The 14,193-nt window shown below is 66.8% G+C and carries 15 protein-coding genes; 5 read left to right on the plus strand and 10 right to left on the minus strand.

Going from position 1 to position 14,193, the window contains the following annotated elements; translation table 11 throughout:
* Positions 1–3 precede the first annotated feature (3 nt).
* From GC088_RS12355 to ssd, 7 genes are all read right to left on the minus strand, one after another.
* Positions 4–402: an Rv3654c family TadE-like protein gene (locus GC088_RS12355; protein ID WP_323959290.1), complete on the minus strand. Its 399-nt coding sequence runs from the start codon at positions 400–402 to the stop codon at positions 4–6.
* Positions 399–722, minus strand: coding sequence for a TadE family type IV pilus minor pilin (locus GC088_RS12360; RefSeq protein ID WP_323959291.1), 324 nt, complete (start codon positions 720–722; stop codon positions 399–401). The genes GC088_RS12355 and GC088_RS12360 overlap by 4 nt, the downstream gene beginning before the upstream one ends.
* 54 nt (positions 723–776) lie before the next feature.
* Positions 777–1,061, minus strand: a complete 285-nt coding sequence (locus GC088_RS12365) for a DUF4244 domain-containing protein (protein ID WP_323959292.1) — start codon at positions 1,059–1,061, stop codon at positions 777–779.
* Positions 1,062–1,256: 195 nt separating this feature from the next.
* Positions 1,257–1,673: a type II secretion system F family protein gene (locus GC088_RS12370; protein ID WP_323959293.1), complete on the minus strand. Its 417-nt coding sequence runs from the start codon at positions 1,671–1,673 to the stop codon at positions 1,257–1,259.
* Positions 1,674–1,858: 185 nt separating this feature from the next.
* Positions 1,859–2,605, minus strand: coding sequence for a type II secretion system F family protein (locus GC088_RS12375; protein WP_323959294.1), 747 nt, complete (start codon positions 2,603–2,605; stop codon positions 1,859–1,861).
* Position 2,606: 1 nt separating this feature from the next.
* Positions 2,607–3,794 carry a TadA family conjugal transfer-associated ATPase gene (locus tag GC088_RS12380; RefSeq protein WP_323959295.1) on the minus strand — a complete coding sequence of 396 codons (1,188 nt, stop codon included), beginning with the start codon at positions 3,792–3,794 and terminating at the stop codon, positions 2,607–2,609.
* Positions 3,791–4,855, minus strand: coding sequence for a septum site-determining protein Ssd (gene ssd / locus GC088_RS12385; protein ID WP_323959296.1), 1,065 nt, complete (start codon positions 4,853–4,855; stop codon positions 3,791–3,793). The genes GC088_RS12380 and ssd overlap by 4 nt, the downstream gene beginning before the upstream one ends.
* Before the next feature lie 121 nt (positions 4,856–4,976).
* On the opposite strand from ssd, the gene GC088_RS12390 reads away from it, so the two are divergent.
* Together GC088_RS12390 and GC088_RS12395 are read left to right on the plus strand one after the other, a co-directional pair.
* Positions 4,977–6,692: a bifunctional 3'-5' exonuclease/DNA polymerase gene (locus tag GC088_RS12390; RefSeq protein ID WP_416377463.1), complete on the plus strand. Its 1,716-nt coding sequence runs from the start codon at positions 4,977–4,979 to the stop codon at positions 6,690–6,692.
* A 34-nt stretch (positions 6,693–6,726) separates the two neighbouring features.
* On the plus strand, positions 6,727–7,194 hold the full coding sequence (locus tag GC088_RS12395) for an SRPBCC family protein (protein ID WP_323959298.1): 468 nt from the start codon (positions 6,727–6,729) through the stop codon (positions 7,192–7,194).
* Here the strand turns inward: GC088_RS12395 and GC088_RS12400 are convergent.
* From GC088_RS12400 to GC088_RS12410, 3 genes are read right to left on the minus strand one after another with little or no spacing between them, the layout of a single operon-like run.
* A complete protein-coding gene (locus GC088_RS12400) occupies positions 7,191–7,874 on the minus strand; it encodes an NUDIX hydrolase (protein WP_323959299.1) in 684 nt (227 codons plus the stop codon). The genes GC088_RS12395 and GC088_RS12400 overlap by 4 nt on opposite strands.
* Positions 7,871–8,659, minus strand: a complete 789-nt coding sequence (gene nth / locus GC088_RS12405) for an endonuclease III (protein WP_323959300.1) — start codon at positions 8,657–8,659, stop codon at positions 7,871–7,873. Before nth ends, GC088_RS12400 begins: the two co-directional genes overlap by 4 nt.
* Positions 8,660–8,697: 38 nt before the next feature.
* Positions 8,698–9,981: a hypothetical protein gene (locus tag GC088_RS12410; protein WP_323959301.1), complete on the minus strand. Its 1,284-nt coding sequence runs from the start codon at positions 9,979–9,981 to the stop codon at positions 8,698–8,700.
* Positions 9,982–10,278: 297 nt separating this feature from the next.
* Here GC088_RS12410 and acs point away from each other — a divergent pair, with 297 nt between their 5' ends.
* The 3 genes from acs to aroQ all read left to right on the plus strand — a co-directional run bounded on the left by acs (position 10,279) and on the right by aroQ (position 14,168).
* On the plus strand, positions 10,279–12,261 hold the full coding sequence (acs, locus tag GC088_RS12415; RefSeq protein ID WP_323959302.1) for an acetate--CoA ligase: 1,983 nt from the start codon (positions 10,279–10,281) through the stop codon (positions 12,259–12,261).
* A 149-nt stretch (positions 12,262–12,410) separates the two neighbouring features.
* Positions 12,411–13,718, plus strand: a complete 1,308-nt coding sequence (locus GC088_RS12420) for an MFS transporter (RefSeq protein ID WP_323959303.1) — start codon at positions 12,411–12,413, stop codon at positions 13,716–13,718.
* 3 nt (positions 13,719–13,721) lie between these two features.
* Positions 13,722–14,168: a type II 3-dehydroquinate dehydratase gene (gene aroQ, locus GC088_RS12425; protein ID WP_323959304.1), complete on the plus strand. Its 447-nt coding sequence runs from the start codon at positions 13,722–13,724 to the stop codon at positions 14,166–14,168.
* Positions 14,169–14,193: the final 25 nt, after the last annotated feature.

The raw sequence follows: 14,193 nt of genomic DNA on the forward strand, positions 1-14,193 counted from the left end.
TCTTCATGGTCGGTCGGACGTTTTCGGCGGCGGTCCGGCACGCGCCCTTCCCACAGCCGGCGGCAGGAAGGGAACCGCGCGGATCTCTGTCTGCACCTGCACAATGTGCCCCTGCTCGCCTTGGACTTCACAGGAGGCAAGGACAGCCTTGTGCTGCGCCACCGTTGCATTGGCAACCACGCAAGGGGTCCCGTCCCGGATTCCACGGGCGGCATCGGCCGCGGCGAGTGCAGACAGATCCGCCGCCGTCGCTGCCCGGGACGCAGCCACGGAGGCCTGGGTTAACAGGCCCACCGCAGCTACCAACAGGAGTGCAACCATCGCCACTCCGGCCGTCAGTACCGTGCCCGCACCAGCCTCCCTGTCGGGACCGGGCCTTTGCCCCGGTGCAGGCAGGCTCATCCGCGAAGCTCCGGACTGGCGACCGCCCGAGCGCTGAGCTCGAGGTCGAAAAGGTCCAGCACGGGTGCATCCACGCTTCCTGACACCGTCACAGTGCGGAAGCCACCCTCATCCTGCACGGCGAACGCGGCGTCACCGCCGGCGATCCTGCTTACCGTGGCCTGGACGACGGCGGGAGATTCACCGCGCATAACCTCACGCGCTCCTGCCCGCGCAGCCTCCTCGATCCGCAACTGCGTTATGCCCACGGATGCGGCGCCAAGAACCGCTGCAAGCAGGACGACGACTGCGGGAAGGACGACGGCGACTTCGGCAGTCACGGCACCGCCTTCCTTCGCTACACGTTTAGCAGGACCTGTGCGGGGCACGACGGCTTAGCCGAACGTGAGCGCGGAGGTGACCAGTGACATCAGCATGCCCTGGATCTCCCCGCTTGAGAGAACCGCCACCAGCAGCGCAGCGAATCCAACCGCGGCCAGCGTGGCGATTGCGTATTCCGCGGTGGCGAGCCCTGCTTCCGACCCCATGAGGGGCTGCCTTCCACTGCGGACAGAGGCATCCCGCGGCTGGCAGGGCCGAAGCATTGCTGAGGCAAGGTCGCTGCCGTCTGCTTCCCGCCGAGGCTGGTTGTGGACAGTTCGGGTGATGGGGTGTGACATGGGATCTCCTTCAGGTTGTGCTGGGACCAGGGGTTGGGGGTGTGGCTGGATCGCGCAGGGGTTCTGCCCGATCCTCGCCGCTTCGGCTTCAGCGGCTGCTTTGAGTTTTTCGCGGAAGGCGGGGAGCTTTTGCGGCTGGTGCCTGTAAGTGGATAAGTGCAGGAAGCTTCGGGGACTGTGGAGCGCGAATCCCGCTCACCCGAAGGTGGGGAACAGACCCACGAGGATGGGGATCACCCCCAGGCAGACGAACGCGGGCAGGGAGCAGAGGCCCAGTGGAACCACCAGGCGCACGCCCAGGGCAGCCGCCCGTTTCTCAGCCTGCCGGTTCCTTCTGCGCCGGAACTGGGCGGCATACGCCGTCACGACCGCTGCGGATGGAGCACCGGTGGTTCCGGCGAAGCGCAGGGCCTGCCCCAGCGGCGCGATGGCGCCAGTGTTGGACGGCAGCGCAATGTCCCATGCCACGTCCCACGTTGCGCCGAGATCGAGGGCGGTAGTCACGGTCCTCAAGGCAGCGCCCGTCGGCGGAGACGATGACCGCGCGAGCACTGAAAGGCCGTACTCGAGTGAGGACACGGCCGCCAGCATGGCCGCCATCAGGTCCATCATGAGTGCAGGATCGTCATGCGGAATCTCGCCGTGCTTCCGTTTGGTGACCCTCGTGGAGTCGGGCGGCCGCCCCCGGAGCGGCCAACCCTGAGGAGGCGGGGCTAGGCGAGGTGGGGCTTGGAGAGACGGGGCCAGGTGCAAGACCCAGCAGGCAGCGAACAGAAGCGCAGAGAGTACGCCGCCGGTCATGATGCGTCTCCAGCCGCTGCCTGAACCAACCGTCTGGACCAGATGCGGCCGGCGATCATCAGTACAACACCTGCGCACAGGGCTGCGACGCCGGGGATGGAACCGAGAAGCACAGCCAGCGGGTCAACACCGATGAGATAGCCGACCCCCAGACCGAACAGTGGCAACCAGGACAAGAGCCGAACGGTGGCACGGGGTCCGGCGAGCGCCGTGTCCCGCGCCGCGTCGGAGTCCAACTGGGACTCGCATTGCACCGCATAGCGCGCGAGGACACCTGCAAGCGGGGCGCCGCTACGGTCTGCGACTTCAAGGCAGGATGCGAGGTCTGCCCACAGGTCCCGCATGGCGGGTTCCTTCGTGGTTACTGAGGCGTTCCGGAGGACGTGCGGAACGCTCAGTCCCAGTACGGCGGCCTGGTGGGCGGCCTCCAGCACGGGGCGTGCGGCTGCGGAGAATCCGTTACGACTGCTCCCGTTACTGCTGCTCACCTTGCTCCCACCGAGTGCGTCTCCCCACAACTGCAGCGGCGTGCGTCCCGCCTGAAGTAGACCTGTCAGCTGATGAACGAAAAGCGGAATGTCGTGGCGGTCAACCCGGACGGGTGGCCGCCACCGGATCGGCACATGCTCCGAAGTTGCCCCGCGCTGCGTCCCTCCAATACGAAGCGTCGCATGAAAGCGCCGGGGCATGGCCAGCAGCCAGCACGCGGCGAAGAGCAGACAGGCCACTGCAGCACCGTCCACCTCACCGTCCCCGTTCCAGCCGAGCCGTCAGGTTCTGCCAGCCCGGTCCGCGCTCCGAGACGCTGCCCCTGCGGGTGAGTGCAGCGAGCACAGTGAGGCCACCATCAGCGGCCCGTTGCAGGACACCGATCTCCTGGACCGTCCGGCCTCCCCCGCTGCGCACGACATGCACAATGACGTCCAGTGCGCTCGCTGCCTGCTGAGCGAGCGGGCCGGCGTCCATTCCGGCCAGTGCGGCGAGGGCGGCGAGCCGGGCGGGAACGCTCGAAGCGGAGTTCGCGTGAATGGTTCCGCCGGCGCCGTCGTGGCCTGTGTTCATTGCCGTGAGCAGCTCGCGAACCTCCGCTCCGCGGCACTCACCCACAACCAGCCGGTCGGGACGCATGCGCAGGGCCTGGCGGACCAACTCCGCCAAACCTACTGCACCGCTTCCCTCGACGTTCCCGTGACGGGCCTGGAGGCCAATAACGTGAGGATGCGCGGGACTCAACTCGGCGGAGTCCTCCACCGTAACAAGGCGCTCGTGCGGGCTGCTCAAGGATAGGAGGGCTGAGAGCAACGTGGTCTTGCCGGTTCCGGTTGCCCCGCTTATGAGGAAGTTCAGGCGGCGTTGCACGATTTGCCGCAGAACGGTGGCGGTCGAAGAATCCATGGCGCCGCCGGCGACAAGCTCATCGAATGAAAAGTGTCGTTGGCGCTGAATGCGCACCGAGAGCAGGGTTCCAACGGTTGACAGCGGAGGCAGGACGGCATGCACCCGGTAGCGGTCCAGCCGAACGTCCACGCATGGGCTTCCGTCGTCCAGCCTTCGGCCTCCCGCTGCAACCAGCCGCGTGGCCAGCGCCCTAACCTCGGCGTCGGTGGGAAACGTCAGATCGGTCCTGTGCAGCCCGTTCCCGTCGTCCACCCAAACGGCACCGGGACCGTTCACGAGGATGTCGGTGACGGCCGGATCTTCAGCGAAACGCTGGAGCGGACCCAGCCCCTGAAGTTCGGCCCGCACCCGGTCCAGGGTGCGGAACGCACCCTCCGAGCCCAGCAACCGACCGGTCGACTGGACTGCAGCGGCAAGACGGGCGCCCGTCACCGGAGATGCCTCGCTGAGAACGGCGTCGCGAACCTGCTCCACCATCGCCTGATCCGTCGGCTGGGCGCTCTGCACGCGCCGGGCCCTCATCCGCTGGCTCATGCTGCCGGCCGCAGCGAAGCAGGCAGCACCGCGTCGAGCACCGACCGGGTGAAGGAGCGAACAGAACGACGACGAGCGAGACTCAGCACGCCGCCCTGGTTCTCTGCGCCCGGCGCTGCCCGCAGGTAGGGCAGATAGCCGATACTCGAAACTCCCACCGCCCGAGCCACGCGCTCCGGATCCAAGTCCGGCCCGAGCGGCCCGCGCACTCCGGCGAAGACAGGGAGCGGTTGCAGTTGGTCCGCAACTGCCCGGGCCGCTGCAATTACCCTGATCCTGCCCGGAACAAGGAGCAGCACCGTGTCGCAGTACGGCAGCAGCGAGCCGTCAGCAGACCACCCGCGCGCGATGTCTACAACAGTGATGTCAAAGGCGGCTCGAGCTGCTTCCATGACCGGCGGCACAGCCGGCGACGCGAGGACTCCCGGTGCCGGCGGGTCCGTCCCCATGGACAGCAGTGAGAAGCCGCCTACCGCGGGAAGGGCGTGTACCAACTGGTCCGGGTTGAGCGTTCCGCGAACTTCTCCCAGATCGGGCCAACGGACCCCGGTGCTCAGTTCGCTGCCAAGCACTACCTCCAGCCCGCCGCCTAACGGGTCACCGTCCACGAGAAGTGCGCGAAGGCCGCGGTCGGCCGCGGCAGCGGCCAGCCAGCAACTGGTGACGCTGGCACCTGCACCGCCGGAAGCACCGAGCACGCCCACCACCTTGCCCTGGTTCGCGTGGTGCAGCGCGCCCAGATGCTCGGCCAGCCAACCGGCGGCCTGCGGAAGGATGGCAACCCGGTCGGCGCCACAGCGGGAAGCGGCCGTCCAGGCCCGGGACTCCCCACCCTCAACCCCGACGAGGATGACGGTGCACCCCGGGACGGCGGAACCTGCGCTTCCACTGTCCAACAGCACGACGGCGGGACGCAGCGCGAGCGCCTCATTCACCGTTGCAGTGGGGGTCACGCTGAGGCCGGCTGCGACGGCAACCCTCGCCACCTCATCACGGATTCGCTGGGAGGAAGTAACCAGCACGACGGCGGAAGTTTCTGCGGCCGGGGTCCAGGAAGGCATAGCCCCAGCCTGCGGCATCCGCTCCCGCGGACCGCGCACTACCGGCGCTATGTGGACAACTTCAGCGCAGGAACAGTGCAGACACCGCGCAGGAGCAGGAGATCCCCCTGGTTGCAGGAGAATGGAAAGGGTGTACATCGTCCTCGCGCCGCCGTCGAGCGGACAGCGCATCAACTACTCCGATGATGCGCAGGTAGCGTTCCTGCCGATCGACGCGACAGGAAAGCCGACCGGAGATGCCGTCGTCGTACCGGTTAAGGATCTGGTGGACACCGTGCGCAGGCTGGATAGGACGGGAGTCCGTTGGGTCTGGGACTCCACCCGCACCTGGTACCCCGTCATGCTCTCAGCAGGCCTTACCGTTGAACGTTGCCTTGATGTCCCACTGAGCCGGGAGGTACTGCGCTACGCGCCTTCCTGCGCCGAGAGCGATTACGCCAGTCAACTGCGTGTCCAGGCTGCAGAGGACGCCGAGATTCGGGTGGGCAGGGCCCTGCCGCCGGCCGCACCATCTCCGATGCAGGGCAGCCTGTTCGACGCCGCGGCCCCGCAGACGGGCAGGACGGCCCTCGAAGTGGCAGAGGAGTTCGCCGCTCAACAGCGGACCGTCGCGGAAAGCGCTGCTTCAGCCCGACTGGCGCTCCTGCTCGCGGCGGAGTCAGCGGGAGCGCTGCTTGCCGCAGAGATGGAGTTTCACGGTATTCCCTGGCGCGCCGACATTCACGATGAGCTGCTCCGCTCGGAGCTGGGACCCCGTCCGCCCGAGGGCAGCCGCCCGGACAGACTCGAGGCCCTGGCACGCGAATTACGGACTGCGCTGGGCAGCCCACAGCTCAATCCGGACTCGCAGCAGGAGCTCCTGCGGGCCCTGCACCGGGCGGGAATCGAAGTGTCCTCCACGCGGTCCTGGGAGCTACAGCGGCAACAGCATCCCGCGATCCCACCGCTGCTGAGCTACAAGAAGCTTGCCCGGCTGCTGTCAGCAAACGGCTGGGCCTGGCTGGACACGTGGGTGGCCGACGGGCGGTTCCGGCCGGAGTACGTTGTGGGCGGAAGCGTATCGGGTCGTTGGGCCTCCCGTGGTGGTGGTGCGCTGCAGATCCCGCGCCAGGTCCGTGATGCCGTGCGGGCCGATCCCGGTAAGGTGCTGATCGTGGCCGACGCCGCGCAGCTGGAGCCGCGGGTCCTCGCCGCGCTCGGCAGGGATTCCGCCCTGGCCTCCGCGGGACGCGGCCGGGACCTCTACCAGGGGATCGCCGACCAGGGCTTCGGCGGTGAGCGCGCCAAGGCGAAGGTTGCCATGCTGGGTGCCATGTACGGTGCCACTACCGGCGAATCCGGACGCCTCATGCCACAGTTGACGCGAGCGTATCCGCAGGCAATCGCGGTAGTGGAGGCGGCAGCGCGGACCGGCGAAGCAGGGGGCGTCGTGTCCAGTTTCCTGGGACGCGGGTGTCCCCCGCCGTCGGACGGCTGGCTCGCCTCCCAGCGGACAGCCAGTGCCGCAGAACAGCGGCGCGCAGACGCGCTGGCCCGGTCGCGCGGGCGTTTCACCCGCAACTTCGTGGTGCAGGCAACCGCTGCCGAATGGGCACTGTGCTGGCTTGCGGAGGTACGACGGCGGCTGCGCGCCGACAGCTCTCGGCTAGCCGGAGCGGAAATCGTCTTCTTCTTGCACGACGAGGTGATGCTGCATGTGCCCAAGGAAACGGCGAAAGAGGTCTCCAGACTAGTTGTCGACGCGTCCGCTGCTGCCGCGAGGCTGATGTTCGGCGAGATACCGGTGGACTTTCCCGTGAACGTCGTGGCGGTCGATTCCTACGCTGATGCGAAGTAGCTCCTTTGTCGGTGGCCGACGCTAGTCTCGACCCATGAGTCACACCACCAGCATCACGCGGCACATCCACGCCTCACCGGAACGGGTCTGGTCCGTCATCACGGACGTCGAGGGGTCCGCTCAAACCCTGTCGGGCGTCCAGTCAGTACAGATGCTGAGCGCCGGGCCGTATCGGGAAGGGACGCGGTGGAAGGAGACACGAACCATGATGGGCCGCTCGGAAACGGTGGAGATGTGGGTGGCACAGGCAGAGGCACCACGCAGCACCACGGTGAAGGCGCTGCAGAACGGCGCCGACTACACCACTCGCTTCACCCTGGCGGAAAGCTCCGGAGGAACGGACCTGACCATGACGTTCGGCGCTGCGCTCACTTACCCCACCCGGATCAGCCGGCTCATGATGATGCTGTTCGGCAGGATCGGAATGGCAATGACACGCAAGGCATTGGCCAGGGACCTTGCGGAAATCGCAGCCAAGGCAGAGTCGCCGCAATCCGCCTAGAGGGGCGCGTCCTGTTCCCGCGCCTCATCCCAGGGCTGCGTCCAGCCCAATCCGTCGAAAAGCCGCGACAACAGCAACCCCGTGAATCCCCAGATCACCACGCCATCCACGTCGAAGGCCGGCGTGAGATGCTTGCGGCCCTGCCGTCGGACCACCGCATTGAACCTGGCGGCCGGAGACAGCAGATCCGCCACCGGGGCACGGAACACGTGAGCAGACTCGGCGTGATCCACTACCCGCACCGGGGTGGGCGCAGACCACCACGCGAGCACGGGAGTCACCAGATGATTGCTGATCGGCAGGCCCACCGGTGGCAGTTCCCCGAGCACCTCAACGCCCGCGGGATCCAGTCCGGTTTCTTCTTCTGCCTCTCGCAGAGCTGCCGCGGTTGGTGTCGCATCCTCGCTGTCGATCCTTCCGCCCGGGAACGCCACCTGCCCCGGATGGCTGCGCAGTGAGCCGGCGCGGACAACGAGCAGTACGTCCAGGTCATCCGGGACGGCATCGGAGTGGGCGTGTGACAGACGGTCATCCAGACGGCCGAAGAGAATCAGCACCGCAGCCGGTCTGGCGGTGGCAACATTCAGGCCCACCACCTGCCAGGACTCGCGTGAATTCTCGCCCGGCCCGAGGACGCCGGAGCGCTCAGCGAACGCCTTGAGCTGCAAGTACGCGCTCATGCGCCCAGGGTGAATCCGGCGGCCTGCAACTCGCTCCGCGAAGCGCCCTCCAGCATCCTGCGGCGAAGCTCCTCGCGCCCCGGGGCCAGCTCGTACTTGAGCAGCTTGGCCGCTTTGTCCGGATCCACCTCGCCCTCACCGTAGGACGGACACAGCGCTACAACCGGGCACGCACCGCACGCCGGCTTCCTGGCATGGCAAACCCGCCGGCCATGAAAGATCACCCGATGGGACAACATGGTCCAGTCCCTGCGCTCGAAGAGGCTCCCGACGTCGGACTCCACCTTCACCGGGTCATCCTCGGCGGTCCAGCCGAAGCGCCGGGACAACCTGCCGAAGTGTGTGTCCACAGTGATGCCCGGCACGCCGAATGCGTTTCCCAGCACAACGTTGGCCGTCTTGCGACCGACCCCGGGCAGCGTAACCAGATCCTCGAGGCGGCCGGGCACCTCGCCGTCAAACTCGTCCACGATCCGGGTGGCAAGCGCAAGCAGGCTACGGGCTTTGGCGCGGAAGAAGCCGGTGGGCCGGATCATGTCCTGCAGCTCGGTCTCATCCGCTTCGGCAAGGCTGCGCGCATTGGGGTAGCGGGCAAAAAGCGCAGGTGTTGTCAGGTTGACCCGGATGTCGGTTGTCTGCGCCGAGAGCACTGTCGCAACCAGCAGTTCAAACGGATTCCGGAAGTCGAGTTCGGCGACCGCGTACGGGTAGGCGTCCGCCAGCTCACGGTGGATCCTGCGTGCACGGCGCTTCAGCGCGATCGGTGACGCCTGCGTCTCGGTCACGCCTCGTCCTTTCCCGCCGGCCTGCCGCCCCGCGATTCCTATCCTTCGCGCGGTGCGCGCTCGATGTTGCGCAGGTCGCGCATAACGCCGATCCGGCCGGTGCGCTTGTCCTGCACCAGGAACTCGTGGCCGCGGTCTTCGATTCCGACCTCCCAGTCGCCCGGCTGAAGAACGAACAGCGGTGCGCCGGTCTGCTCGTCCACCACGGAGCGAGGGGTACCGACGGCGAACCAGAAGGCCTCCAGGACAGGTTCCTCATCCTCCGCCTCCCGCGTGGCGGAGATGGATTCGGTCTGGGGATGGGCGGGTTCGGCAGCCTGGGCGGGCTGCGACGCCGATTCCTGCCTTGCCTTTTCGACCGTCGGCTGCGCCATGGTAGGCGCCGGTGCTGCCTGCTGTGCGGACTCCCGTTGTGCATCGGAAGAGGAGGCGACGGCGGTTGCACCGTGAGCCTCGGGAGTTCCCTTTGCCACGGGCATTGTGGGTGCCGGCTCGCTGACCGGCTTCTCCTGCTCCGCCGAGGCTTCAGCCTTCGTTTCGCCTGCCTCGGCGGCAGGTACCTGCCGGCTGGCGGGAGCGGCGTGCTGGTCCTGCCTCTCACCCGCACCCGGAAGCTGACCGGCCGCGTACCCGGCGACGGCGTATCCGGCGGTGTAGCCGGTGCTGCTCGGGCCGCCGGTTCCGGCCGAATCAGCACTTCCCGCTGTGGAGCCGGTCCAGCCGCTGACGGTCTCCGCCGGCACGGGCTTCTGGGGCCGCGGCCTAGCCGGAAGAATTTCGCGTGCCATCGGATGCGCCGACGATGACGGGCGTCCCTTGAAGTCGGGCTTGAAGATTCCCAGATGGGGGCCGCCGACGGTTGCTGCTAAGAAACCCACTGAGCCAAGCAACGCAACGAAGGAACCAATCCCGAAGGTGGTCACGGTCTGCAGGAAGAAGAAGACCACAGCGAAAGACGCAACAACGGACGCGAACTGGTCCACCGAAAGCGATCCGACCCGGAGGCGCTTCGAACCTAGGCGCCGGCCGATCAGCAGTGCCAGGGCGGCAAGGGGAAGAAGGATGCCTATGCCGAGGAAGAACAGGGAGAACGTCTGCCAAAGGTTGACTCCCTCCACGAAGGGAAGGATGGTGCCGATGAACATGACGAGGACGGAGACGCCGATGACCGTTTCCCGCAGGGTGAAGGGTCCTGCAACCGCTTCGGGGCCCGCCTGCGCCGTTGAGGCAGATCCTGCCGGCGTCTCGGACTGGCCCGAGTGCTGCACCGACGAACTGTGCGCGAGGTCTGCACCGGCGTCGTACTGGCGCTGTTCGGTCATGTCGGGTTTCTCCGTTTCATAACAGCGGCGCATGCCGCAGTTAGTGTGCCGAGGGCGTTGAGCGGATTGATTTCTGGAACAACCCTAGTCAACGCGTACTTCCTTTTCCTACCATCATCGGTCATGTCGACTGTTGCCATGCACCGCTCGGCGCAGAATCAGGGCTGTTCGCATCTGCGGTGTGACGGCTGGCACACGATTTGTCGGGGCCCGGGACTAGTGTGGGATGCAGCACATATGCGGGCCGTTGCCGTCTGTTCCGGCCCGCGCACGCACTGACTGGCCGAAGGGATCACAATGTCTGAAAACACCCAGACTCGCGCGGGTGACGCTTTCGAGAATTTGCTGCATGAGGAGCGTCGATTCCCTCCCAGTGAGGAGTTCGCGGCCAACGCGATCGCCACTGCGGAGATGTATGAAGCGGGCAGGAATGCCCCCGAGTTCTGGGCCCGGCAGGCGCGCGAACTGCTGACCTGGCACGAGGACTTCTCGGAGGCGCTGGACTGGTCGGATGCCCCATTCGCAAAGTGGTTTGTCGGAGGCAAGGTCAATGCCGCGTACAACGCGCTGGACCGCCATGTGGAGCAGGGCCGCGGCGAGCGGGTCGCCATCCACTTCGAGGGCGAGCCCGGGGACACCCGCACGTATACCTACGCCGAACTGACTACCGCTGTGAAGAAGGCGGCGAATGCCTTCGAATCGCTCGGCGTGGCCAAGGGTGACCGTGTGGCGGTGTACCTGCCGATGATTCCCGAGGCCGTCATCACCATGTTGGCCTGCGCCCGTATCGGCGCTGTCCACTCGGTGGTCTTCGGCGGGTTCTCCGCCGACGCCTTGCGCAGCAGGATCGATGACGCCGAGGCCAAGCTCGTCGTCACAGCAGACGGCACCTACCGCCGCGGCAAGCCAAGCCCGCTCAAGCCGGCCGTCGACAGCGCACTGGAACGTCCCGGGCACACCGTGGAGAACGTGGTTGTGGTCAAGCGCAACGGCGAACCCGTTGAGTGGGCCGAGGGCCGGGATGTCTGGTGGGACGACGTCGTTGAACAGGCCTCGGACCAGCACACCGCCCCGGGGCACGACTCGGAGCATCCGCTGTTCATCCTGTACACGTCCGGCACCACCGGAAAGCCAAAGGGCATCCTCCACACCACGGGCGGCTATCTGACGCAGACGGCCTTCACGCAGAAGTACACCTTCGACCTGCACCCCGAAACCGACGTCTTCTGGTGCACGGCCGACGTCGGTTGGGTCACCGGGCACAGCTACGTTGCGTACTCGCCGCTGGTCAACGGTGCTACCCAGCTCATGTATGAGGGCACACCGGATACACCGCACCAGGGCCGCTGGTGGGAGCTCGTCGAGAAGTACAAGGTGTCCATTCTGTACACCGCTCCCACGGCCATCCGCACCTTCATGAAGTGGGGGCGGGACATTCCCGCGAAGTTCGATCTCTCCTCGATCCGCGTCCTCGGTTCCGTCGGTGAGCCCATCAACCCCGAGGCGTGGATGTGGTACCGCGAAGTCATTGGCGGGAACGGCGGACGCTCGGAAACCCGGGCCCCGATCGTGGACACCTGGTGGCAGACCGAAACCGGTGCGCACATGATCTCGCCCCTACCCGGGGTCACAGCCTGCAAGCCGGGATCGGCCCAGGTTGCCATGCCCGGAATCGCCGTCGACGTGGTGGATGAGATGGGCAAGTCGGTGCCCAACGGATCCGGCGGCTATCTGGTGGTCCGTGAACCGTGGCCGTCCATGCTGCGCGGTATCTGGGGAGACCCTCAGCGCTTCAAGGACACGTACTGGTCGCGGTTCGACAACATGTACTTCGCCGGCGACGGCGCCAAACGCGACGAGGACGGCGACATCTGGCTGCTGGGCCGGGTGGACGACGTCATGAACGTCTCCGGTCACCGTCTCTCCACCACAGAGATCGAATCAGCGCTGGTGAGCCATCCCGCGGTGGCGGAGGCCGCCGTCGTCGGTGCCTCTGACGAAACCACCGGTGAAGCGGTGGTGGCGTTTGTGATTCTGCGGGGCTCGGCAGCTCAAGACGACGACATCGTCGCCACCCTGCGCAACCACGTCGGTAAGGAAATCGGGCCGATCGCGAAGCCGCGCAACATCCTGGTGGTGCCTGAACTGCCCAAGACCCGCTCGGGCAAGATCATGCGCCGGCTTTTGAAGGACGTTGCGGAGGGACGTGAGGTTGGAGACGCCACCACGCTGTCCGACCCAACAATCATGCAGCAGATCGCAGCCTCACTGCGGAAGTAGCTGACAGGGTTCCGGCCCCGAAATCTAGGTGGTCCGGCAGCGCTTGAAACGCTGCCGGGCCACAACTATGTGAGCCGGGTCTACACGCCCTGTGATGTTGGCCCCGGAAGCTGGCTGTTCAGCCGCGGCTGCGAGGACAATCTTTCTTCGTGTCAACCTCTACCGCACCCTCAACCCCGCCGGCCGTTCGCCCCGGAATGGCCCGGCGTACCGCAGCCGCATCCTTCGTAGGCACCGCACTCGAGTCCTACGACTTCTACGTCTTCGGCACCGCTGCCGCACTCGTGTTCAACGAAGTCTTCTTCACCGACCAGAACCCGCTGGCCGGTACCCTGTCCGCGTTCCTGGTCTTCGCAATGGGCTTCGTAGCCCGACCGCTCGGTGCCATCCTGTTCGGCCACCTCGGCGACCGCATCGGCCGGAAGCAGACCCTGATCTGGACCATCCTGCTGATGGGCCTGGCCACCGGAGCAGTGGGCCTGCTGCCTGACTACAGCGTCATCGGCATCTGGGCCCCCATCCTCCTGACCGTCCTCCGCCTGCTGCAGGGCCTCTCCCTCGGCGGGGAATGGGGCGGTTCGATCCTCATCGCCACGGAGCACGCCAGCGGCCGGCGACGCGCCCTGTACGCGGCAATACCCCAGCTCGGTTCGCCCGTGGGCACCATGCTGATCTCGCTGATCTTCCTGATCCTCTCGGTGGCCATGCCCGATGTCATGGCCACCTGGGGCTGGCGCATCCCGTTCCTCCTGGCCTTCCCCTTCCTTGCGGTCGCGCTCTACCTCCGCCTCGCCATCGATGAGACTCCCGTCTTCCAGTCCAGCGACAAGGTCCGCCTGCCGCTGGTGACCGTGCTGCGCACGCAACCGGCCGCCGTCGTCGTTGCCGTAGCCTCTGCCCTGCTGGGAATCGGTTCCTACTTCCTCATGGTGTCCTACACCCAGGCCTACGGGACCGAGCGGTTGGGGCTGTCGGAGGAGACCGTGCTCAACGCCGCCCTGGTGGGTTCGCTACTGCAGCTTGCCACCATTCCCGCTTTCGGGTGGCTCGCCTCGCGGATCGGCTCGGCACGAGTAGTGGCCATCGGTGCGCTGGGAACGGCCCTCATCGCCTTCCCGCTGTACTGGGTCATCAGCATTGCCGACGCCCCGCTCTACGTCACGGCGATCCTGCTCGGCGGAATCCTTCCCACCGCCGCCTGGGCCGCCCTCGGAGGACTCATGGCCGACCTGTTCGAGCCGAGCACCAGCTTCACCGCGCTGTCCTTCTCGTACAGCCTCGCAGCGATCGTGGCCGGCTTCGCGCCGTCCCTCACCCAGGTCTTCGGCGAGGCGACCGACGGAGCGTGGTGGCATCCCGGCGTCGTGCTGGCGGTCATGAGCCTGGTGACCTTCGCGGGTGCGACGGCGGCAACCCGCCTGCGCCGCGGAGAGACGGTACCGGTGGGGCATAGTTAAGCCATGGCGACTCCCACCCTGCTGATCCTCAACGGCCCCAACCTGAACCTGCTTGGTACCCGGGAGCCGGGGATCTATGGGTCTTCCACGCTCGAGGACGTTGAGCAGCTCTGCGCGTCGGCCGCCGGCGCGCACGGCTGGGCGGTGACCTGCAGGCAGTCGAATCACGAGGGTGAGCTGGTGGACGCCATCCACGCGGCGGCGGGCACCGCCGACGGCATCGTGATCAACGCCGGCGCCTACACGCACACCTCGGTTGCCCTGCGGGACGCGATCGCCGGCGTCGGACTGCCCACCGTGGAGGTGCATATCAGCAACGTGCACCGGCGGGAGGAATTCCGGCACCACTCCTACCTGTCGGCCGTCTCCGATGCGGTGATCGTGGGTGCGGGCGTTGACGGGTACCGGCTGGCCGTCGACCACCTGGTACGGAAACTCACCGCGGCATGACCTGACGGTCGGCGGTTTTGAGGCA

This window comes from Arthrobacter sp. JZ12 (assembly GCF_035189165.1).
GTDB lineage: Bacteria > Actinomycetota > Actinomycetes > Actinomycetales > Micrococcaceae > Arthrobacter_D.

Bases quoted from the DNA above. Each gene is read 5' to 3' on its own strand.
- GC088_RS12355 (WP_323959290.1), bottom strand. From the start codon at position 402: ATGAGCCTGCCTGCACCGGGGCAAAGGCCCGGTCCCGACAGGGAGGCT.
- GC088_RS12365 (WP_323959292.1), bottom strand. From the start codon at position 1,061: ATGTCACACCCCATCACCCGAACTGTCCACAACCAGCCTCGGCGGGAA.
- GC088_RS12370 (WP_323959293.1), bottom strand. From the start codon at position 1,673: ATGATGGACCTGATGGCGGCCATGCTGGCGGCCGTGTCCTCACTCGAG.
- GC088_RS12380 (WP_323959295.1), bottom strand. From the start codon at position 3,794: ATGAGCCAGCGGATGAGGGCCCGGCGCGTGCAGAGCGCCCAGCCGACG.
- ssd (WP_323959296.1), bottom strand. From the start codon at position 4,855: ATGCCTTCCTGGACCCCGGCCGCAGAAACTTCCGCCGTCGTGCTGGTT.
- GC088_RS12390 (WP_416377463.1), top strand. From the start codon at position 4,977: ATGGAAAGGGTGTACATCGTCCTCGCGCCGCCGTCGAGCGGACAGCGC.
- GC088_RS12395 (WP_323959298.1), top strand. From the start codon at position 6,727: ATGAGTCACACCACCAGCATCACGCGGCACATCCACGCCTCACCGGAA.
- GC088_RS12400 (WP_323959299.1), bottom strand. From the start codon at position 7,874: ATGAGCGCGTACTTGCAGCTCAAGGCGTTCGCTGAGCGCTCCGGCGTC.
- GC088_RS12410 (WP_323959301.1), bottom strand. From the start codon at position 9,981: ATGACCGAACAGCGCCAGTACGACGCCGGTGCAGACCTCGCGCACAGT.
- acs (WP_323959302.1), top strand. From the start codon at position 10,279: ATGTCTGAAAACACCCAGACTCGCGCGGGTGACGCTTTCGAGAATTTG.
- aroQ (WP_323959304.1), top strand. From the start codon at position 13,722: ATGGCGACTCCCACCCTGCTGATCCTCAACGGCCCCAACCTGAACCTG.